The organism is Litorivivens sp., assembly GCF_057445395.1.
The window spans coordinates 44,705-64,398 of sequence record NZ_JBVBUV010000006.1 but is presented as its reverse complement, the minus strand read 5'-3'; the positions used below and the strand labels follow the sequence as shown (position 1 = coordinate 64,398).

General features: G+C 55.7%; 25 protein-coding genes. 18 read left to right on the top strand and 7 right to left on the bottom strand.

Features of this window, described 5'->3' with window-relative positions; translation table 11 throughout:
* Nucleotides 1-14: 14 nt before the first annotated feature.
* The 12 genes from mrdA (at nucleotide 15) to AC222A_RS03705 (ending at nucleotide 10,362) form a co-directional block, all read left to right on the top strand.
* Nucleotides 15-1,916 (top strand): penicillin-binding protein 2, encoded by a 1,902-nt coding sequence (gene mrdA / locus AC222A_RS03760; RefSeq protein WP_372747904.1) that lies wholly within the window; start codon nucleotides 15-17, stop codon nucleotides 1,914-1,916.
* Nucleotides 1,913-3,058: a rod shape-determining protein RodA gene (gene rodA, locus AC222A_RS03755; RefSeq protein ID WP_372747903.1), complete on the top strand. Its 1,146-nt coding sequence runs from the start codon at nucleotides 1,913-1,915 to the stop codon at nucleotides 3,056-3,058. Before mrdA ends, rodA begins: the two co-directional genes overlap by 4 nt.
* A 67-nt stretch (nucleotides 3,059-3,125) precedes the next feature.
* Nucleotides 3,126-4,106 carry a lytic murein transglycosylase B gene (gene mltB / locus AC222A_RS03750; protein WP_372763580.1) on the top strand — a complete coding sequence of 327 codons (981 nt, stop codon included), beginning with the start codon at nucleotides 3,126-3,128 and terminating at the stop codon, nucleotides 4,104-4,106.
* Nucleotides 4,103-4,945 carry a septal ring lytic transglycosylase RlpA family protein gene (locus AC222A_RS03745; protein WP_372763581.1) on the top strand — a complete coding sequence of 281 codons (843 nt, stop codon included), beginning with the start codon at nucleotides 4,103-4,105 and terminating at the stop codon, nucleotides 4,943-4,945. The genes mltB and AC222A_RS03745 overlap by 4 nt, the downstream gene beginning before the upstream one ends.
* A 16-nt stretch (nucleotides 4,946-4,961) precedes the next feature.
* Nucleotides 4,962-6,131: a D-alanyl-D-alanine carboxypeptidase family protein gene (locus AC222A_RS03740; protein WP_486774644.1), complete on the top strand. Its 1,170-nt coding sequence runs from the start codon at nucleotides 4,962-4,964 to the stop codon at nucleotides 6,129-6,131.
* The gene (locus AC222A_RS03735; protein ID WP_372748438.1) at nucleotides 6,128-6,397 is read left to right on the top strand and encodes an HP0495 family protein; all 270 of its coding nucleotides are present in this window, start codon (nucleotides 6,128-6,130) and stop codon (nucleotides 6,395-6,397) included. Before AC222A_RS03740 ends, AC222A_RS03735 begins: the two co-directional genes overlap by 4 nt.
* On the top strand, nucleotides 6,397-7,092 hold the full coding sequence (gene lipB / locus AC222A_RS03730) for a lipoyl(octanoyl) transferase LipB (RefSeq protein WP_372748437.1): 696 nt from the start codon (nucleotides 6,397-6,399) through the stop codon (nucleotides 7,090-7,092). Before AC222A_RS03735 ends, lipB begins: the two co-directional genes overlap by 1 nt.
* Nucleotides 7,085-8,089: a lipoyl synthase gene (gene lipA / locus AC222A_RS03725; protein WP_372748436.1), complete on the top strand. Its 1,005-nt coding sequence runs from the start codon at nucleotides 7,085-7,087 to the stop codon at nucleotides 8,087-8,089. Before lipB ends, lipA begins: the two co-directional genes overlap by 8 nt.
* Nucleotides 8,090-8,156: 67 nt before the next feature.
* Nucleotides 8,157-8,495: a HopJ type III effector protein gene (locus AC222A_RS03720; protein WP_372748435.1), complete on the top strand. Its 339-nt coding sequence runs from the start codon at nucleotides 8,157-8,159 to the stop codon at nucleotides 8,493-8,495.
* 207 nt (nucleotides 8,496-8,702) lie between these two features.
* The gene (locus AC222A_RS03715; protein ID WP_372748434.1) at nucleotides 8,703-9,323 is read left to right on the top strand and encodes a CDP-alcohol phosphatidyltransferase family protein; all 621 of its coding nucleotides are present in this window, start codon (nucleotides 8,703-8,705) and stop codon (nucleotides 9,321-9,323) included.
* Nucleotides 9,304-9,948 carry an HAD family hydrolase gene (locus AC222A_RS03710; protein WP_372748433.1) on the top strand — a complete coding sequence of 215 codons (645 nt, stop codon included), beginning with the start codon at nucleotides 9,304-9,306 and terminating at the stop codon, nucleotides 9,946-9,948. The genes AC222A_RS03715 and AC222A_RS03710 overlap by 20 nt, the downstream gene beginning before the upstream one ends.
* A 21-nt stretch (nucleotides 9,949-9,969) precedes the next feature.
* Complete coding sequence (locus AC222A_RS03705; protein WP_372748432.1) at nucleotides 9,970-10,362, top strand: hypothetical protein; 393 nt, start codon at nucleotides 9,970-9,972, stop codon at nucleotides 10,360-10,362.
* 16 nt (nucleotides 10,363-10,378) lie between these two features.
* Here AC222A_RS03705 and AC222A_RS03700 read toward each other — a convergent pair whose 3' ends face one another.
* Nucleotides 10,379-11,272 (bottom strand): oxidoreductase, encoded by an 894-nt coding sequence (locus tag AC222A_RS03700; RefSeq protein WP_372763583.1) that lies wholly within the window; start codon nucleotides 11,270-11,272, stop codon nucleotides 10,379-10,381.
* Between the two features lie 150 nt (nucleotides 11,273-11,422).
* Here AC222A_RS03700 and AC222A_RS03695 point away from each other — a divergent pair, with 150 nt between their 5' ends.
* The gene (locus AC222A_RS03695) at nucleotides 11,423-12,406 is read left to right on the top strand and encodes an enoyl-CoA hydratase/isomerase family protein (RefSeq protein ID WP_372748430.1); all 984 of its coding nucleotides are present in this window, start codon (nucleotides 11,423-11,425) and stop codon (nucleotides 12,404-12,406) included.
* Between the two features lie 9 nt (nucleotides 12,407-12,415).
* On the opposite strand, the gene glpE is transcribed toward AC222A_RS03695, so the two are convergent.
* Nucleotides 12,416-12,724, bottom strand: a complete 309-nt coding sequence (gene glpE, locus AC222A_RS03690; RefSeq protein WP_372748429.1) for a thiosulfate sulfurtransferase GlpE — start codon at nucleotides 12,722-12,724, stop codon at nucleotides 12,416-12,418.
* A gap of 117 nt (nucleotides 12,725-12,841) precedes the next feature.
* Here glpE and AC222A_RS03685 point away from each other — a divergent pair, with 117 nt between their 5' ends.
* The 3 genes from AC222A_RS03685 (at nucleotide 12,842) to AC222A_RS03675 (ending at nucleotide 14,320) form a co-directional block, all read left to right on the top strand.
* A complete protein-coding gene (locus AC222A_RS03685; protein WP_372748428.1) occupies nucleotides 12,842-13,228 on the top strand; it encodes a diacylglycerol kinase family protein in 387 nt (128 codons plus the stop codon).
* Between the two features lie 30 nt (nucleotides 13,229-13,258).
* Entirely contained in the window at nucleotides 13,259-13,732 is a 474-nt protein-coding gene (locus AC222A_RS03680; RefSeq protein WP_372759251.1) for an OsmC family protein, read from the top strand.
* A 66-nt stretch (nucleotides 13,733-13,798) separates the two neighbouring features.
* Complete coding sequence (locus AC222A_RS03675) at nucleotides 13,799-14,320, top strand: nuclear transport factor 2 family protein (RefSeq protein ID WP_372759250.1); 522 nt, start codon at nucleotides 13,799-13,801, stop codon at nucleotides 14,318-14,320.
* 64 nt (nucleotides 14,321-14,384) lie between these two features.
* Here AC222A_RS03675 and bfr read toward each other — a convergent pair whose 3' ends face one another.
* Together bfr and AC222A_RS03665 are read right to left on the bottom strand one after the other, a co-directional pair.
* Complete coding sequence (bfr, locus tag AC222A_RS03670; protein ID WP_372763585.1) at nucleotides 14,385-14,852, bottom strand: bacterioferritin; 468 nt, start codon at nucleotides 14,850-14,852, stop codon at nucleotides 14,385-14,387.
* Between the two features lie 121 nt (nucleotides 14,853-14,973).
* On the bottom strand, nucleotides 14,974-15,174 hold the full coding sequence (locus AC222A_RS03665; protein WP_372759167.1) for a bacterioferritin-associated ferredoxin: 201 nt from the start codon (nucleotides 15,172-15,174) through the stop codon (nucleotides 14,974-14,976).
* 238 nt (nucleotides 15,175-15,412) lie between these two features.
* On the opposite strand from AC222A_RS03665, the gene AC222A_RS03660 reads away from it, so the two are divergent.
* On the top strand, nucleotides 15,413-16,015 hold the full coding sequence (locus AC222A_RS03660; RefSeq protein WP_372749658.1) for a peroxiredoxin: 603 nt from the start codon (nucleotides 15,413-15,415) through the stop codon (nucleotides 16,013-16,015).
* A 50-nt stretch (nucleotides 16,016-16,065) separates the two neighbouring features.
* Here AC222A_RS03660 and AC222A_RS03655 read toward each other — a convergent pair whose 3' ends face one another.
* The 3 genes from AC222A_RS03655 to pyrC form a co-directional block, all read right to left on the bottom strand.
* Nucleotides 16,066-16,377 (bottom strand): hypothetical protein, encoded by a 312-nt coding sequence (locus tag AC222A_RS03655; protein WP_372749657.1) that lies wholly within the window; start codon nucleotides 16,375-16,377, stop codon nucleotides 16,066-16,068.
* Nucleotides 16,378-16,504: 127 nt separating this feature from the next.
* A complete protein-coding gene (gene rnt / locus AC222A_RS03650; RefSeq protein WP_372749656.1) occupies nucleotides 16,505-17,149 on the bottom strand; it encodes a ribonuclease T in 645 nt (214 codons plus the stop codon).
* Nucleotides 17,142-18,197: a dihydroorotase gene (gene pyrC / locus AC222A_RS03645; RefSeq protein WP_486774643.1), complete on the bottom strand. Its 1,056-nt coding sequence runs from the start codon at nucleotides 18,195-18,197 to the stop codon at nucleotides 17,142-17,144. The genes rnt and pyrC overlap by 8 nt, the downstream gene beginning before the upstream one ends.
* A gap of 232 nt (nucleotides 18,198-18,429) precedes the next feature.
* On the opposite strand from pyrC, the gene AC222A_RS03640 reads away from it, so the two are divergent.
* Entirely contained in the window at nucleotides 18,430-19,650 is a 1,221-nt protein-coding gene (locus tag AC222A_RS03640) for an argininosuccinate synthase (RefSeq protein WP_372781357.1), read from the top strand.
* Nucleotides 19,651-19,694 lie beyond the last annotated feature (44 nt).

The window sequence follows — 19,694 nt, the reverse complement described above, 5'->3', positions numbered from 1 at the left end:
AGATAATAAATTTAATGGCGCATCCGGATCCACTGAAAGACCCCAATACCGAGCGCAGGTTATTCCGCCATCGCTATCTGGTGATGGCGGCGTTTATGGTGGGCATGTTGTCGATCATCGTCAGCCGTTACTTCTATCTGCAGGTGATCAAGCACGACGTCTATCAGGTGCAGTCCGACAGAAACCGCATTCAGCTACAGCCCATCGCACCCAAGCGCGGCCTTGTCTACGACCGCAACGGAGTTCTGGTGGCAGAGAATATCCCCAGCTACAGTCTGGTGATCATCAAGGAGCGGGTACCGGATCTGGAGCAGACGCTGCGTGATCTGGCGCAGCTGGTGGACATCGACGAAGATGATATTCGCAAGTTCAAGCGACGCCTTGGCCACCGTCGCCCCTATCAGGCCGTGCCGCTCAAGCTGCAGCTCAATGAGATGGACATCGCCCGCCTAGCGGCCAACCGCTATCGTCTGCCGGGTGTGGATATCGATGCACAGTTAGTGCGCAACTATCCGCACGGGCCGCTACTGGCACATGTATTGGGCTATGTCGGGCGAATCAATGAGCGAGAACTGGATGAAATCGACACGGTCAACTACAGCGCCACGAACTATATAGGCAAGCTGGGCGTTGAACATTTTTACGAAAAATCCCTGCACGGTACCGTGGGCTATCAGAATGTGGAAACCAATGCCCGTGGCCGTGTGTTACGCATTCTCGAGCGTCACCCGCCTTTGCCCGGCGCTGATCTGAAACTCAATATTGATATCGATCTGCAGCGCGTAGCTCACGAAGTGTTGGGCAGCGAACGTGGCGCGATCGTTGCCATAGACCCTGCGGACGGTGGTGTGCTGGCGATGGTGAGTACGCCGAGCTACGACATCAACCTTTTCGTCAATGGCATTAGCAGCAAGGATTACAAGGTATTAAGGGAATCGCCCGATTTGCCTCTGTTTAACCGCACGCTGCAGGGCCAGTATCCGCCGGGATCCACTCTCAAACCGGTGTTCGGTCTGGGTGGTCTGCACTATGGCACTGTTACCCGACGCACTGCGGTTTACGATCCGGGCTGGTACAAACTGCCCAATGAAGAGCGGCTTTACCGAGACTGGAAAACCGGGGGGCATGGCCATCGGATTGCGCTTCACCAAGCGATCGTTGAATCCTGCGACGTATATTTCTACGACCTTGCCTACAACATGGGTATCGACCGCATCCACGAATTCGGGCAGCGTTTCGGCTTGGGTGAGCTGACCGGCATCGACAGCGATAACGAGCGCTCAGGTCTGCTGCCTTCGCGGGATTGGAAGCGCGCGGTGAAAGGTTCGCACTGGTTTCCCGGTGAGACTCTGAACGTTGGCATCGGCCAGGGGTTCATGCTGACCACCCCCATGCAGTTAGCGGTCGCCACGGCTGTGCTGGCCAATAAAGGTGAGCGCAAGGTGCCGCGTATTGTGCGCGCCATCAATGACCACCCGGTGCAGGCGCCATTGTTGCCGCGGGTGGAGGTTGCCGACGAAAGTGACTGGGATTATGTGCTGGCGTCTATGGAGGATGTGGTGCACAGCGTGAAAGGCACGGCCAAAAATATTGCCCCGGGCCTGGATTACCGTATTGCCGGAAAGACCGGTACCGCGCAGGTGGTGGGTATTGTGTCCCATGAACATTATGATCCGGCTCAGGTTGAAAAGCGCAAACGTGACCACGCATTGTTTGTTGGGTTCGCGCCGGCGGATAACCCGCGTATTGCGCTGGCAGTGATTGTGGAAAATGGCGAAGCTGGCGGTCGTGTTGCGGCCCCTATAGCGCGGCAGGTGTTTGACGCTTACCTGCGTCCGGAGACGGTTAAAGGTAAGACTATCGAGCCGGTAAAAGTGCGTGGTGAACTGACGGCGGTGCCGAAGGAGGAGGTGTGAGCCACTCGGACTTTATCCGCCAGCTGCCGCGCGATCATCACGCCCGTCAGGTGCAGCGCGGTATTTTGCAACGACTGCGACTCGATCTGAGTCTGTTGGTGTTACTGTTGGTGGTGACGGGGTTTGGGCTGGCGATTCTCTACAGCGCCAGCGATGGCAGTAGTGCGACCGTAGCCCGCCAGGCGCGCTTCCTGCTGATCGGCTACGTCGTCATGTTTGCTGTCGCGCAGGTACATATCGAGAATATCAAACGCTATGCCCCGCCAGCCTATGCGGGTGGAATACTGTTGTTGCTGGCGGTGGAGTTTATGGGCGACGGGGCCAAAGGGGCGCAGCGTTGGCTGAATCTGGGTGGTTTCCGCTTTCAGCCATCGGAAATCATGAAGCTGGTTTTACCCATGACGCTGGCCTGGTATTACGCGGTGCGGCCATTGCCGCCCCGGTTCAAATATGTGGCAATCGGACTGCTGTTGCTGATGGTGCCCTGCTTGCTCATTGCCCGGCAGCCCGATCTGGGAACGTCCATCATTATTGGCTCCTCCGGGGTCTTTGTACTGTTTCTGGCGGGGCTGGGCTGGCCCATCATATTCAGTGGGTTCGGGTTGTTGGTGGCTGCGGCATGGCCGGTTTGGGAATTCGTGCTGCACGACTACCAGCGCGGCCGGATACTGACCATGTTGAACCCGGAGCGTGACAAGCTGGGCGCCGGCTGGAATATCATTCAATCGCAAACCGCCATTGGTTCTGGCGGCGTCAATGGCAAGGGCTGGATGCTGGGTACTCAGTCGCACCTGGATTTTCTGCCGGAGAGCCATACCGACTTCATTGTGGCGGTATTGGCCGAGGAGTATGGCCTGCGTGGGGTGCTGGCCCTGTTGCTGCTCTACATTCTGTTGATCTTACGGGGCTCCTGGATTGCCATGAATGCCAAACATAGCTTTGGACGCCTGCTGGCGGGGAGTATTACGCTTACTTTTTTTGTCTATGTGTTTGTGAATATGGGGATGGTGTCCGGATTGCTGCCGGTGGTTGGTGTACCCTTGCCGCTGGTGAGTCAGGGCGGTACGTCGCTAGTGACGCTGATGATCGGATTTGGCATTCTAATGAGCATTCGCGCTGATGAGCGTTTTATTCACCAGTAGCGCACTGTAGAAATGCGCGGCAATATCATTAACCGTCTTGCTTAACGTATAACACTAAGGTTGTAACATGCGAAAACCCCTTTGTACCCTCGTGCTGGCCCTATTGATGAGCCCGCTCGCGGCTGTTGCGAGTTACCTGGATCACGAGCTGGCGGGCGAATTTACCGACCGGATGGTGAAAACACACGGTTTTGAGCGAGCTGAGATAGAAAAGCTGCTGGCTGAAGCAGAGCGCAAGCAATCCATTCTTGATGCCATCTCGCGCCCGGCTGAGCGCACACTGGAGTGGAAGGATTACCGCAAAATTTTTATCCAGGAGTCGCGCATTAGTCAGGGTGTCGAATTCTGGAATACCCACCGCGATACCCTGAAAAGGGCGCAGCAGCAGTACGGTGTTCCGCCGCAGGTGATCGCCGCCATTATTGGAGTCGAAACCCGTTACGGCCGCCATATGGGCAGCTACCGGGTGGTAGATGCGCTGGCGACCCTGGGCTTTGACTACCCGCGCCGCAGCAAATTCTTTTCCAAACAGCTTGAAGAGTTCCTGCTAATGACTCGGGAGCAGGGGCTTGATCCGCTGGCGATGACCGGCTCCTATGCCGGTGCCATGGGCTTTGGGCAGTTTATTCCCAGCAGCTATCGCAGCTTTGCAGTCGACTTTGACGGCGATGGCGTGGCCGATATTGTGAACAATCCGGTGGATGCGATTGGCAGTGTTGCCAATTACATCGCCAAGCACGACTGGCGCCCGAACGCGCCGGTCGCGCTGAGTGCCTTTGTGGCCAAAAACCACGACGCACAGGTGTTTGACGAGGGTCTTAAACCGAAATACACGGTTGCTGAACTGAAAAGCAAGGGTGTGGGCGCCTATGCGGATCTGGACGGTAAGGCAAAAGCCAGCGCCATTCGCTTTATCGGCGACTCTGGCGAGGAGTACTGGCTGGGGATGCACAATTTTTACGTGATTACCCGCTATAACCACAGTTCAATGTACGCGATGGCTGTGTACCAGTTGAGCCAGCTGATTGAGCAGCGTTACGGTCAATGAGTGCAGTTCGTACAGCGCTGGCCCTGTTGCTGGCAAGTTTGCTGGGAGCCTGTTCCTGGTTGGGCTCGGATTCGTCGACGGCAAGCGCCCCTAAACAGTGGCCGGCCCAGGACGGTGCGCCGACAAAACAGCTTGATCCGGATCAAATAGCCGATGCGGTGCCGCGTCCCGAGGTAATCACGGCGCGCGGTAATACCAGCCCCTATGTGGTGTTCGGGCGCCGCTACGAATTGATGACCGACTACCAGGGTTATCGAGAACGGGGCATTGCCTCCTGGTATGGCACCAAGTTTCACGGCCGGCTGACGTCCAATGGGGAAGTGTACGACCTCTACAAGATGACAGCGGCCCACAAAACCCTGCCAATTCCGGTGTATGTGGAAGTGACTAACCTGAACAACGGTCGTCGAGCCATTGTCCGGGTAAACGATCGCGGACCGTTCCACGATGACCGGGTCATCGATCTCTCCTATGCGGCTGCCGTCAAGCTGGGCTTTGCAGACAAGGGCACGGCGCCAGTGGAAATCAGGCTCATTGATCTGGATAATAACCGGCTTGCGGCGGGCAAGAGCACTGGCGCCAAACCCAAGGCTGTGCCGCGTTATTTTCTGCAGGTCGGCGCTTTCCAGGTAAAGGGAACGGCGCTGCAGCTGCAGTCTGAGCTGGCCGCTCGCCACAATTTGCCGGTCCATGTCAGCCCCAGTCGGGGTGAACCGGCCTTCCATCGCGTGCGGGTTGGCCCTTTTACCGACTACCTGGAAGCGGAACGGGTGCGTCGTGAGCTGCACAGTAACAACTACGGACTGGCTTCCATCGTCACCGAAGACGGTAAACCTTGAATAAAACTGGATGAAAATGCGTTATATAAAACTGCTTCTGAGCTTTTTAATCGTGCTGACGCCACTCGCCGCGACAGCACAGCCGGCACTAATTCCCGCGCCGCCCCAGCTGGCGGCGAAATCGTGGATTCTGATGGATGCCAACAGCGGCGAGGTGATCACAGAGCATAATGCCGATGAGCGTCTGCCGCCGGCCAGCCTGACCAAGCTGATGACCAGCTATGTATTGTCTTACTGGCTCGAAAACGGTCAGGTGTCCAACGATGATATGGTCACCGTCAGCAAGAATGCATGGGCTCAGAACCCAATCTTTAACGGCTCCTCGCTGATGTGGATTGAGGTGGGCAAGCAGGTGTCGATTGGTGAGCTGCATCGCGGAATTGTTGTTTCGTCTGGCAATGATGCCTGCGTAGCGGTGGCGGAATACATCGCCGGCAGTGAAGCGTCGTTTGCGCAGGTAATGAACCAGCATGCCGTGCGCCTGGGCATGAAAAACAGCCACTTTGTGAACTCTCATGGCCTGCCGGATGACGATCACTACTCGTCGGCGCGGGATATGGCGATTCTGTCTCGCGCCATTCTAGACTACCCCGCCGAATACGATCTCTACAAAGAGAAGGAGTTCACCTACAACGGCATTCGCCAGACCAATCGCAATCGCCTGTTGTGGAGTGATCCCAGTGTTGACGGTCTGAAAACCGGCCATACAGATGCCGCGGGCTATTGTCTGGTGTCTTCTGCCGAGCGCGAGGGTATGCGGCTGATTTCGGTGGTGATGGGCACCAAGAGTGAGTCCGCCCGCGAGCGTGAAACCCAGCGCCTGCTGGCCTACGGCTTCCGCTTTTTTGAAACACATCACCTTTATACGGCTGGAACTGAACTGAGTAAAACCCGGGTCTGGAAAGGGGCTGCCGATGAGGTGTCTCTCGGGGTGAAAGAGGAGGTTTTCCTGACCATTCCGCGCGGCCAGCACGATCAGCTGGACGCCACGCTTAGTGTCGACGAGGTGCTGACAGCACCTATCCGCGAAGGTCAGGAATACGGTGAGCTGGTGGTTTCGCTGGACGGCAAGGAACTGGTGCGTTCTCCACTCATAGCCTTGCAAGATGTTGAGCAGGGTGGTTTGGTCAAGCGCTTGTGGGACGCCATTGTGTTGTTTGTACTCAACCTGATTGGTCAGAAATGAGCGAGCCCGAAGCCCCTAAAATCGAGTTTCCCTGTGCATACCCCATCAAAGTGGTGGGGGACGCGCTGCCGGATTTCAGGGCCATGGTGCTCGACATTCTAGTGGAGTACTGCGGCCCCATCGATGACAAGGATGTGAGTGTTCGCGCCAGCCGGACCGGCAAATTTTCTTCCGTGAGTGTCACTATCACGGCAACTGGTGAACGCCAGTTGCAGGCTATTCACGAAGCGCTAAAGGCAACTGGCCGCGTGCAGATGGTTTTGTAGTGGTGAGCCGTGTCGCGCCTTCCGCGCTGACCGTGCGCTGGCTGGGGCAGTGTGAGTACACACCTACCTGGCGTGCCATGCAGGCCTACACCGATCAGCGTAACGCTGACAGCGCCGATGAGCTGTGGTTATTGCAGCACCCGCCTGTATTTACCCAGGGGCAGGCCGGCAAGGCCGAGCATGTGCTGGCTCCCGGCAATATACCGGTGGTACAAGTAGACCGCGGTGGTCAGGTGACCTACCACGGGCCGGGTCAGCTGGTAGGCTACGTGCTGGTTGATTTGCGTCGGCTCGGAATTGGCGTGCGTCAGCTGGTGACCACGATTGAGCAGTCAATCGTCGATCTGTTGGCAGAGTTCGGGGTTAAAGCCGCGCCCAGAGCCGATGCGCCCGGTGTTTACCTCGAATCGGGGGCCAAGATAGCCCAGCTGGGGCTGCGCGTACGGCGTGGTTGTACCTTCCACGGTCTGAGTCTCAATCTCGATATGGATCTGTCGGTTTTTCAGCGGATCAACCCCTGCGGTCATGTGGGCATGGCGGTGACTGATCTTGCACACACCCTCGCCAAACCAATTGACCAGGACGGCGTAGCCCAGCGTCTGGCTGAGATATTTCAGGCTGCTCTGGGTTATTCCGACAGCAATCACGTGTACAATGCTGGGTTTCCCTGCGGTTCAAAGGCACACAATGACTGAACAAACCGACAACGCACCGACGGCCAAACGCGCCAAGGGTCGGCCAGCGCCGCGCCCGGTGGTTCAGGGCGAGAAATTGCGTGGTGCGGATAAAGTTGCCCGTATCCCGGTCAAGGTTATCCCAACCACTGAACTGCCTGTTAAACCCGACTGGCTGCGGGTGCGGATTCCGGCAAGCCCGGAAATTTCACGTATCAAAAGCGTTCTACGCCGTCACAAGTTGGCTTCAGTGTGTGAAGAAGCGCAGTGCCCGAACCTGGGTGAGTGCTTTAGCGGCGGCACAGCGACCTTTATGATCATGGGTGAAATTTGCACGCGGCGCTGTCCCTTCTGTGATGTGGCGCATGGTCGCCCCAATGCGCTGGACGAAAACGAGCCACGTGAGCTGGCGGCAGCCATCGCTGAGATGCAGCTTAAGTATGTGGTGATCACCTCAGTCGATCGCGATGACCTTAAGGATGGTGGCGCTGATCACTTTGCCCAGTGTATTCGCGAAACCCGTGCTCGAACACCTGGTATCCGCATTGAGGTACTCGTGCCGGATTTTCGCGGGCGAATGGATATTGCCCTGGATATTCTGGCTTCCGAACCACCGGATGTGTTTAATCACAACCTCGAGTCCGTACCCAGTCTGTACAAAAAAATCCGCCCCGGTTCTGACTATCAATGGTCTCTGGACCTGCTCAAGCGCTACAAGGAGCGCCGCCCTGAGGTGCTGACCAAATCAGGTTTGATGTTGGGCCTTGGTGAAACCCCTGAAGAGTTAATTCAGGTAATGCGCGATATGCGTGCGCATGATATCGACATGATTACGCTTGGCCAGTACCTGCAGCCCAGTCGCGATCACCTGCCGGTGGATCGGTTTGTCACGCCAGAAGAGTTTGACGAGTTCGGCCGGATTGCTGAAGAGCTTGGCTTTAAAAGTGTTGCCAGTGGTCCGTTGGTTCGCTCGTCCTATCATGCCGACAAGCAGGTAGATCTTAGCCTACTGAAATAAACAGCCGCCGTCGCGGGGTATTTTTCGTACCCCCTGGCCTTGATTTGACTACTACGGTTTTTTCATTATGAATCCCCAATCCCTTGTCGCTGCGCTTCAGCAGGGCCCTGTTGCTTTTGCCGATGTGATGGCTGTTATCGATTCCTGCTATGTGTTCACACCCACGGCTTTTCGTAATGGTGAACAGTTCAACGAGGCTAATACAAATAACGGCTCGTGCAAGATATTTGCCTTCGCCAAACTGCATCAGCTGGGTGAGCAGGCCACTCTCAATGCTTTTGGGGATTTCTATACCCGAGACGTATTGGAAAACCCCAATGGTGATGATCATGCCAATATACGAAACTTTATGCGCAGCGGTTGGGCGGGAGTGGCGTTTGAAGATCAGCCGCTCACGGAAAAGTAGATCTGTTAGATTGTAATTTTCCCTATTTTCCCCGGTAATTTTCACGCGCCAACTGGCAACCATTTCACACTTCTGCATAAAGCCCTGCAACTTCCTGAGTAGTATTCACGGGAACCCGTCTGTGCAGGTGAAAAAACAGTTTTCACTCTCTATCCTCGCCATCAATACGCAATGAGTTTTCTCATCCCGGATGGTCAAGGAGAGACAATGGCAAACTGTATAACGTCCGCTCGCTGCCTGATGCTCTTGCTGGTGGTCTGGATTGCCTACGAGGCGCCACCATTGGTGCAGCTATTGAACGCTCCGCTGGTTGTTTTGATGATCAGTCTTGATGGTCTCGACGGCTACGTGGCCCGAAAGCGCGGTGAAGAATCCGTATTTGGCGCCACGTTTGATATCGCGGCAGACCGTATTGTGGAAAACGTATTGTGGGTAGCATTGGCCCATCAAGGATTGATACCAGTTTGGGTGCCGCTATTGTTCATCGTACGTGGTGAGCTGGTTGACGCGATTCGAAGCCATGGAGCCGCTCAGGGTACGGCCGCTTTCGATATGCTTCGCTCACCGCTCGCGCAGTTTCTGGTTGGCGGTCGCTTTATGCGAGGCTTCTACGCGGTGCTCAAAGCCACGACCTTCACTTGGGTGCTGCTATGGCACCCGGTTTCAGTGTTGTACCCGAGCTTTTGGGGCGATTGGTCTGGCTTGGTGCAGGCCGTGTCGTCACTGCTTATAGGCTTGTCCGCGTTGCTGTGTGTGGCGCGTGGACTGCCTGTGATTGTGGAGTTCGTATTGGCTCAGGGTGGCGACCGTGAAACTCGTACTGTTTGACGTTGATGGTACGCTGGTGACTCAGCCGGGTACTGAATTGCGGTTTTTCAAGCATTTGCTGCGGGCAGGGTTGCTGGGTCCGCGCCAGCTGGGGGTTGCCGCGTGCTACAGCGTACTGCTGTTTCCCCGCTACGGCCGTAACACCCTGCGCAAGAACAAATCTTATCTCAGCGGATTACCGGTTTCGATTGTGGCTGAACAAGCTGAGCAGTTTGTCGCCGACACGCTGGCTCAATGCTTGATTTCCGCTACCGTTAAGCGCTTGCGCGAGCACGTCGAAGCGGCTGATCGCGTTGCACTGTTGACGGGAACCCCGCAATTTATTGCTGACCCGCTGGCGCGCTATCTGGGTGCCCATTTCGCGTTGGGGGCGCTCTGCGCGCGGCGTGGCGACCAGTTTGCTGGCGGTCTCCCGCTTCGCCACCCGTTCAATCGTACGAAAGTTGATGCTGCCAGGCAGATTGCGCAGCAGTTTGGTTTGCCTCTCAGCGAGGCCGTTGCCTATGGTGATTCAGTAAACGACGCCGCCCTGTTTCGCAATGTCCGACGCTCAATTGCGATTATGCCGGGTCAACGATTGCGCGCCATGGCCCGGGCTGAGGGGTGGGAAGTGATTGCCGGTTAATCAATCAAGAGGAGCAATGTTATGGTCAGGTTAGTGCTATTCGTAAGTGCCGCGCTGTGCAGTCTATCGCTGGTTGCCCAGGGCATGCCGCAGGCACAGCCGCATCAGCAGGTTAAGCAGCTTGATGCGGTAGTCAAACTGGATGCTCAGCAGGAGCGTGATATTGAAAGGATGCTCACTGATTCGCGTGAAAAAACGGACAAGCTATACGGGCGTATGCAGGCGCTGAAAATGGCGCTGGGGGGTGAAATAGGGCCCGAGTTTGATGAGGATGCGATTCGCGAGAAAGCAAAGGCGCTGGGTGAACTCAGTGGTGAGCTCACTGCCGAAACCGCGCTGCTGCAGGCCAGAATTCAGGGAGCCCTGACGGATCAGCAGCGCCGGAAATTACGACAGCACGCCCAGCCGCAATAGTGCGCCGAGGTGCGCTTCAGGAGAGGTACGCAACGCCGCTCAATGATTCTGAAATATTCCACAGTTGCTTTGCGGCGACTTCATCGCGGCACTGAGGGTTTAGCTTGGCTTTGCCGGGCTTGCCGCCAATCTCAAACAGGCCGCGCGGTCCGTAGTAGTCGCCACCCTGAACCGAATCGCCGCAGGCGGCAAGCAGTGCCGATCTGGCGGCGGCATCAGCAGTGGGAATCAGTGGGGTAAGTATGGTCTGCATTTTTCGGCGGATGGGCCCCTTGGGGGCTACCGACGGGCTGTTGCCAGCGTTGGTGTTAGCGAACCCCGGGTGGGCCGCCAACGCGGTCACCGGACTGCCGGCAGCCTTCAGGCGGCGGTCCAGTTCGAGGGTAAAGGTGAGCATCGCAACTTTGCTGCGAGCGTAGCCCTGCCACTCGTTGTACTCTTCTTTTTCCCAATTCAGGTCATCCAGAACCAGCTTGCCGAAGCGGTGGGCCAGGCTGCCAATGTTGACGACGCGCGGTGAGCCGCTGTCACGAAACAGGGGCAGCATCGTGCCGGTGAGGGCAAACGCGCCGAGATAGTTGGTGGCAAACTGCATTTCGTGGCCCTGGCTGTTTCTCTCAAACGGCATGGCGACGATGCCAGCGTTGTTGATCAGCAGGTCAAGGGCGCCGACCTGTGCTTTGAATTGCTCGCCAAACGCGGCGATCGACTTCAGATCTGATACATCAAGTTGAATAACCAGAGCGTTGGCGCCGGGTACTCGTGTCAGTAGTTGTTGCTTGGCGTCCGCGGCCTTTTGCAGGTTGCGGCAGGCCATTATCACCTGATAGCCGCGCTCAGCCAGCGCGCAGGAGATTCCAAATCCGAGGCCAGAGTTGGCGCCGGTAACAACGGCAGTCTTGTGGGGCACGATTTTGCTCCGGATGTTGGTTGGTCAAGTGCTCAAGGATAGTATATTACTATCCAACATTGGTGATTAATAGTGCCGCCTGTACCTGTGCCTGTCCCGCACCCTAGAATAGCGGGTACTGGATTTGGAAATCGCAACCCGAGAGATTTTATGCTGACACCACGCGATGCCGAAGATTGGCTGCGGCTGCAAGCTCTGGCCGGCGAATTGCCGGAGCCAGGTTGCCTGGTTCTGGATTGTCGGGGGGCGGGTGTTTCTGAGCGTCTGTCAGCCAGTCTGGCGCAATTACTGGTAGGCTGGACGCAGCCAGTGATAGCGCTAACGGCGCAGCCACTGCCGCGTGTGTTGGCCCGCGCTGTGGATTGCGTGCTGGAAGACGAGCGCGCGCTACGGGCTATTGAGGACAATGTGCGCCATGCGCCGATTGCGGCAATGAGTCTGGTCAGATTGGCTCGGGCGATCGAGCAACTGGATGTGGATGCCGGGCTGGATATGGAATCTGTCACCTATGGCTGTTTGCAGGATGGCCCGGAATACAAGCGTTGGCTTGCTGCCCATAAGCCCGAACCAATGCCCGCGTTGGCAGATGGGCCGCCGCTGCGACTTGAACGCGAAGGAGCGATGTTACGGGTTAGCCTGAATCGACCAGAACTGCGTAATTCGATGACAGTGGAAATGCGCGATGCGCTGGTGGAGGTCTTCAGTATGGCTTTGCTGGACGACTCGATAGTGAAAGTCATCCTCACGGGTGAGGGTAAGTGTTTCAGCGTGGGCGGCGAGCTGCGTGAATTTGGTCAGGTGGCTGACGCGGCCACGGGGCATTGGATACGCGCATTACGGTTGCCCGGCCGCTGGCTAGCGCGGCTGGGAGACCGCGCTGAAGTGCGGGTACACGGCGCGTGTATCGGTGCGGGCGTGGAGTTGCCAGCGTTTGCGGCGCGCGTGACGGCTGTAAAGAATAGTTATTTTCAGTTGCCGGAACTGCAGTTTGGTCTGGTGCCGGGGGCTGGCGGTTGCGTCAGTATTGCGCGACGAATTGGCCGCCATCGCTTTAACTATATGGCGCTGTCGGGAAAGCGAATCACTTGTCAGACGGCGCTGGACTGGGGGCTGGTAGATGAGGTTCTCACCTGAGTAGCTTGCTTACAGCTGGTTGCGCCAGACCTCGAAGCCGCCATCCACGCTATAGACTTCACTGAAGCCCTGCTCTGAAAAATACTGTGCGGCGCTTTGACTGCTGTTGCCGTGATAGCAGTAGATGATCAGGGGTTGGCTTTTGTCGGCTGTCTGCAAGAATTGGTCAACATTATTGCCGTCAAGGTGCGAGGCCTCGGGCACGTGGTTTTGGGCAAAGGATTGTGAATCTCGAATATCCAGTAGCGCACAGGTTTGGTTGTTCAGCAGCTCCTGGGCTTTGCTGACGGAGATGCGTTGGAAGCCAGGTTGGTTCATGGGTGTTTCCAGTATGAATTGCGAAAGTCATAGAGTAACCGCTATGCTCTTGCGGACAAAGCCCGGACAGGTGTGTTCTGTGCCGGTAAGCCAATAATAATGTTGTTAAGGAAGATTTTGCCCGCTTCACCACGCTTTACACTTTCCGCCCGCTGGCGCAGCTTCAAGCATGCGCTGAACGGGCTGCGCCTGCTACTTGTAGAGCAGCACAATGCGCGCCTGCATGCGGTATGTGGCTTGATGGTGCTTGTGCTTGGTGTTGCGCTTGGGCTCAGCCGCCTGGAGTGGCTGCTGGTCGTGTTGGTCATTGGCTGGGTTATCAGTCTGGAGGCGCTGAATTCGGCGTTGGAGTATGTGTGTGATCGACTCAGTCCCGCTCAGGATGAGCTGATTGGAAAAGCCAAGGATGTTGCGGCTGGGGCTGTACTGATCAGCGCCGTGAGCGCAGCGCTAATCGGGTTGGTTATCTTTGTGCCTAAAGTGGCCGCAATCTGGTCTTTGTAGGCCGCGTTTCCGTGTTGGAGGAGGTAAGGGATGCCTCAACACTGCGCTACGGTTCGCTGGCACTGTCGGGACGGCGAGCGCTTTCTCGACAATCAATACAGTCGGCGTCACAGTTGGCATTTTGATGGCGGACTGGTGGTGCCGGCGTCCGCGTCGCCACACATCGTTCCCTTGCCGTACGCTGCGGCAGAAAATGTCGATCCGGAGGAAGCCTTCGTCGCCGCGCTGTCGAGCTGTCATATGCTGTTTTTCCTGGCCTTTGCCGCCAAGCGTGGACTCGATGTCGAGGGTTATGATGATGAGGCCGTAGGTGTCCTGGCCAAGCCAGTCAGCGGTAAGCTGCGTATGGTGCAGGTTACTTTACGCCCGAAAGTAACCTTTGTGGGGGAGGCGCGGTTCGCGCGCGACGTGATAGAACAGCTTCACAGTCAATCGCACGAGGCTTGCTTTATCGCGAATTCGGTCAATAGTGAGGTTATCGTCGATCTGTCGCGACAGCCGTAGCTTGCTTGTGGCATTTGCGGTGATTGGCTCTTCTCAATAGCTATCAATAAATACACGGACACTGTCATGCTTTCCTACGACGAAAAAAAAGACTTTATCGATAAATACATCCGTTATCACGCTGAAGCTGACCGCCGCAACGAATGGACCTTTTTTGTGGATGAAATCTATGCTCCCGACTGTATTTATACCTGTGAGTATGCGGGCGTTATGTTGGTTGAGGCGCGTGGCACCGAGCAGATTAAGGCGACGCATTACGGTCGCGACATGCAGCACGGTTGGGAAGACTGGAGCTTTCCCTATAAAGGATTCTATGTGGGGGAGGGCAATGAGATCGTCACCCATTGGGTGAATCGGGGGCCGGGCTTGCGAGAAGATGGCAGTCACCGAGAAACGCCTGGGATTTCCTTTCTCACGCTGGACGACAATTGTCAGATCTGCCGTCAGTTTGACATGTTTGATCTGGCGCACCAGATGGCCTTGTGCGACGAACTCGAGGCGGCGGGACTATTGTCGCCGGCGTTGAAGGAAAACTGGGTGATGCCAATGAAAAGGAAACTAATCAGCCAATTGCAGGAGAATCTCTGAAGACGGTGGCGAGGGCTACAGCTGTAAGCCCTCGCGCGATGGGCAGTCCTGGTGGCTGTAAGGGCTAGCTCATTTGTGACTGCAGGTAATTTTGCAGGCCGACTTTCTCGATCAGGCCAAGTTGGGTCTCCAGCCAATCGACGTGCTCTTCTTCGGATTCAAGAATCTCCTTGAGCAGGTCGCGACTCACGTAATCGGCCACTTCCTCACAGTAGGAAATACCTTCCTTGAGATCGGGGATGGCTCTGAGCTCAAGCTTCAGATCGCATTTCAGCATCTCTTCGGTATTCTCGCCGATGAGCAGTTTGCCCAAGTCTTGTAGATTGGGCAGCCCCTCAAGAAACAGGATTCGCTCAATTAGCCGGTCGGCGTGTTTCATCTCGTCGATGGATTCGTGGTACTCGTGTTCCCCGAGTTCTTTCAGGCCCCAGTCTTTGTACATGCGGGAGTGGAGAAAATACTGGTTAATGGCAACCAGTTCGTTCCCCAGTACCTTGTTGAGCAACGCGATGACTTTTTTGTCGCCTTTCATAGGGGCCTCTAATCCATAAAAAGTGATGGAGTGAGGCTACCCCTAAAGGGTTAGCGTGTCAATCTAAGCTATTGATTGTTAAGGAATTATGAATAATAGTGAGAATGCGAGCCATTAGTGTTTACACGGCGGCATAGAAAGGCGCGCTGCCGGTGGTCTGCAGTTTGTAGTCTTCAATGATTTCGCGCGCCAACTCCTCACAGGAGCCGCACTGGCTCGCCACCCCCAGAGATTTGCTCACCTGGCGGAAATTGCGGCTGCCACTTTCCAGGGCGCGATGGATGTCGCGATCGGTCACACCATTGCAAACACAAACGTACATAACTGTGAAACTCGGGTTGTCCTGATGGTGCGTAAATACTAATGAGAATGATTGTCAGTTGCAAGTCCGAGCGGTAACCTGTCGTAAATTTAATCAATAGAATTTATCTATCGATGACGCGCAATATTCACCTGTGCCTGATTGCTGATGGCGTGTATCATGCCTGCACACACTGGGCCGGCAGCAGCTGGCTGATCTACTTTCTAACACTAATTTCAATCTTGGAGGTTTTATCACCATGGGTGTACTCGTAGGTAAACCTGCTCCCGACTTTACTTGTGCCGCTGTTCTGGGCAACGGCGAAATTGTTGACGAATTTACGCTGAGCGAAACGATCAAGGGTAAGTACGCACTGATTTTCTTTTACCCGCTGGATTTCACGTTTGTCTGCCCTTCTGAGCTGATTGCACTGGATCACCGTGTAGCCAAATTCAAAGAGCTGGGTGTGGAAGTGATTGGCGTGTCCATCGATTCTCAGTTTACCCACAATGCCTGGCGCAATACGCCCGTGGACAAGGGCGGTATTGGTGCTGTGGGTTACACTCTGGCGGCCGACGTACGCCACGACATCTGCCGTGCCTACGACGTAGAGGCTGACGGTGGTGTTGCTTTCCGTGGTGCATTCCTGATCGACAAAGAAGGCCTGGTGCGCTCTCAGATCGTTAATGACTTGCCATTGGGTCGTAACATCGATGAGCTGATCCGTCTGGTTGAGGCTCTGCAATTCCACGAAGAGCACGGTGAAGTTTGTCCTGCTGGCTGGAATAAAGGTGACAAGGGCATGAATGCTTCACCGGATGGTGTTGCAGCTTACCTGTCGGAGAATGCCGAAGGGCTGTAAGCGTTTCTCGCAGGCAGCATCGCAAAAGGCCGCACAAAGTGCGGCCTTTTTTATGCTCTGGTGTTCTGCGTTGGCGCTGCATGCAGATTGAAGGCGTACGCTTGGTGGTTGTGCTGTGGCCGGTTTTTCAGCGGCATCAGCGAACAGTTGCTGCCAAATTTCTGCTGCGCCCAGGTAAGTACCATGGCGATGGCTTTGTTACGGTTGCTAGCGTCTATGCGGTGGGAAATTGTTTGTTGCGGCGCGGTTGCTACTTTATACGATACTACCGCGTGAAATGATTTGCCGTGTTCTCGGAGAATGCGAACATGTCCAAGTGTTTCGCCCTTTTGGGACAGCCGAAACAGATCTATCGTGACCATGCAACAAAACCTCGTTACTACCGTATTCATCACGTAGCAGGATAGGACAATCGGGCTGATGGTTGCGCGGTGAATGTCAGGTAATATTTAGTTAATCGAGGTTATTTTCGGCAATATTGCGTAAAGCCTATTCGTCGGTGTCGGGCTCCGGCCACACCCAGCCTCCCATCTCGTGCCAGCGATTGACGATAGTGCAAAATAGTTCGGCAGTTTTTTCGGTATCGTAAGCTGCGCTGTGTGCTTCACGGTTGTTGAAATGAATTCCCGCGGCATCGCAAGCCTTAGCCAATACGGTCTGGCCATAGGCAAGGCCGGCTAAGCTGGCGGTATCGATGACCGAAAAAGGATGGAAGGGGTTGCGCTTTATGGCGCTGCGTTCGGCGCCGGCCATCACAAAGCCCAGATCGAAGTGCGCATTGTGGCCTACCAGAATTGCGCGGTTGCAGCCGCTATTTTTGACCTTCTGCCGCACGGCTTTCAGCAATTCACCAAATACAACGACTTCTTTACGTGCCTCGCGATCCGGGTGTTCGGGATCGATACCGGTGAATTCCAGTGCAGAGGGTTCCAGGTTGGCACCGGCGAAAGGTTCGACCTGATAGTCGAGAGTCTCGGTGACTACGAGTTGGCCGGCGTCGTCAAAATCGACAAAGCTGGCAGCAATTTCCAGTATCGCATCGGTCGACGATTGAAAGCCGCCGGTTTCAACATCAACAACGACGGGCAAGAAGCCGCGGAATCGAGTGGCGATTGGAAAGTTGGTGTCATCCATCGATAACCGCCCACGTCAGTGTCTCGCCAGCGCGCAGAGGAGTTAGTGGCTGTTCTCCCATGGGAAGTTCAGCAGGCACCTGCCAAGGTTGCTTGACGAGGGTAATGTGATCGCTATTGCGCGGCAGGCCATAGAAATCCGCCCCGTAAAAACTGGCGAACGCTTCGAGTTTGTCGAGCGCGCCAGCATGCTCAAATGCCTCGGCGTAGAGTTCAATCGCGGCGTGGGCGGTGTAACAGCCCGCACAACCGCAGGCAGTTTCTTTTTTGTTTTTGGGGTGCGGCGCTGAATCTGTACCCAGAAAAAACTTGGGCGAGCCAGAGGTGGCTGCGGCAATCAGTTTCTGCTGGTGGCTGCCGCGCTTGAGGATGGGCAGGCAATAGTAGTGGGGGCGAATACCACCTACTAGCATGTGATTGCGATTGTAGAGCAGGTGATGGGCCGTGATAGTGGCGCCCACCTTATCGTGTGCGGTGGCAACAAAGTCTGCTGCATCACCGGTGGTGATGTGTTCCAGCACTAGCTTGAGGCTGGGGAAGTTCTTCACCAGGGGGGTGAGCGTATCGTCGATAAAACGCTTCTCGCGATCGAAGATGTCCACGTCATCGTGTGTTACTTCACCATGCACCAGTAGCGGGAGGTCGTACTTTTCCATTGCCGCCAGCACTGGAGCTAGCGCGCTGATATCGGTGACGCCCGAATCTGAGTTGGTGGTGGCTCCCGCCGGATACAGTTTTGCGGCGTAAACGTTAGCGCTTTCGGCAGCGCGTCTGATTTCATCTGGCGAGGTGTTGTCCGTCAGATAGAGCACCATCAGGGGCTCCATTTGGCGGGGCAGCCCGGTCATGGCGGCAAGGATGCGCTCGCGGTAGGCCTCAGCCTGCGCCACCGTGCAAATCGGTGGCGTCAGGTTGGGCATAACGATTGCGCGCCCCATATAGCGGCTCATATCACGCGTCGTAAGGGGCAGGGCGTCACCATCGCGCAGGTGAACATGCCAGTCGTCAGGGCGGGTAAGGTGTAAACGGGTCGGGCTAGAATCGGCCATGAGAGGTGTGGAACTCCTGTCTGTGCGCGCATGCTACCGGATTCGGCAGCGGTGTTAAAGCTGGTGGCGCTGGATAGGTGGGGGCTTTTAGACTCGTCGGAGCAGCGTCAACGGGCATCGGACGGGTCGCGGCAGGGCCCCAGGTTGGGGCTAGGCACTGTTGTCGACGCCCCGAATACGGTAGAATTCGCCCCCTTTTGATGACGCTAAACCGCAGTTTCTGGAGAATTGAATGTCTGCTATCAACAAAGTCGTTCTCGCCTACTCAGGCGGTCTCGATACCTCGGTAATCGCCAAGTGGTTGCAGGAAACCTATAACTGCGAAGTGGTGACTTTTACAGCCGATATTGGTCAGGGCGAAGAAGTAGAGCCCGCGCGCGCCAAAGCCAAGGCGTTGGGTATCAAAGAGATTTACATTGACGACCTGCGTGAAGAGTATGTACGCGATTTCGTCTATCCCATGTTTCGTGCCAACACGATTTATGAGGGTGAATACCTGCTGGGCACCTCCATTGCGCGCCCGCTAATTGCCAAACGGCTGATTGAGATTGCCAACGAAACTGGTGCTGATGCAATTTCTCATGGAGCCACGGGCAAGGGTAATGACCAGGTGCGTTTCGAGCTGGGTGCTTACGCCCTGAAGCCGGGCATCAAGGTGATTGCGCCCTGGCGTGAGTGGGACCTGAATTCCCGCGAAAAGCTGATGGCATACTGCGAGCAGCACAGTATTCCTGTGGATTTCTCCAGCAAGAAGAAAAAATCCCCTTACTCCATGGATGCCAACCTGCTGCACATTTCTTATGAGGGCGGCAATCTGGAAGACCCGTATTGGGAAGCCGAAGAAGATATGTGGCGCTGGAGTGTTAGTCCGGAAGCAGCGCCAGACAAACCCACCTACATTGAACTGGGCTACAAGAACGGTGACCCGGTAACGCTGGATGGCAAAGAGTTGAGCCCAGCGACGATGCTGGAAACCCTGAACAAGATCGCTGGCGCCAACGGTATTGGTCGTCTGGATCTGGTGGAGAACCGCTACGTGGGCATGAAGTCGCGCGGTTGCTACGAAACCCCCGGCGGCACGATCATGCTGCGCGCCCACCGCGCGATAGAATCCATCACGCTCGACCGCGAAGTGGCTCACCTGAAAGACGAGCTGATGCCGCGCTACGCCAAGCTGATCTACAACGGTTACTGGTGGAGCCCTGAGCGCAAGATGCTGCAGGCTGCCATCGACGAGTCGCAGGCATTTGTGAATGGCGTGGTTCGCCTCAAGCTTTACAAAGGCAATGTGATTGTCGTGGGGCGCAAATCTGACAACTCGCTGTTCGATGAAGCCATCGCCACTTTTGAAGACGATGCGGGCGCCTACGATCAGAAAGACGCGGAAGGCTTTATCAAGCTGAATGCACTGCGTATGCGTATTGCTGCAAATAAAGGGCGTTCGCAACTTTAAGTAGTCGATTGCTGCTGGCGCCAGTCGTTGTTTTCGTGGCATAT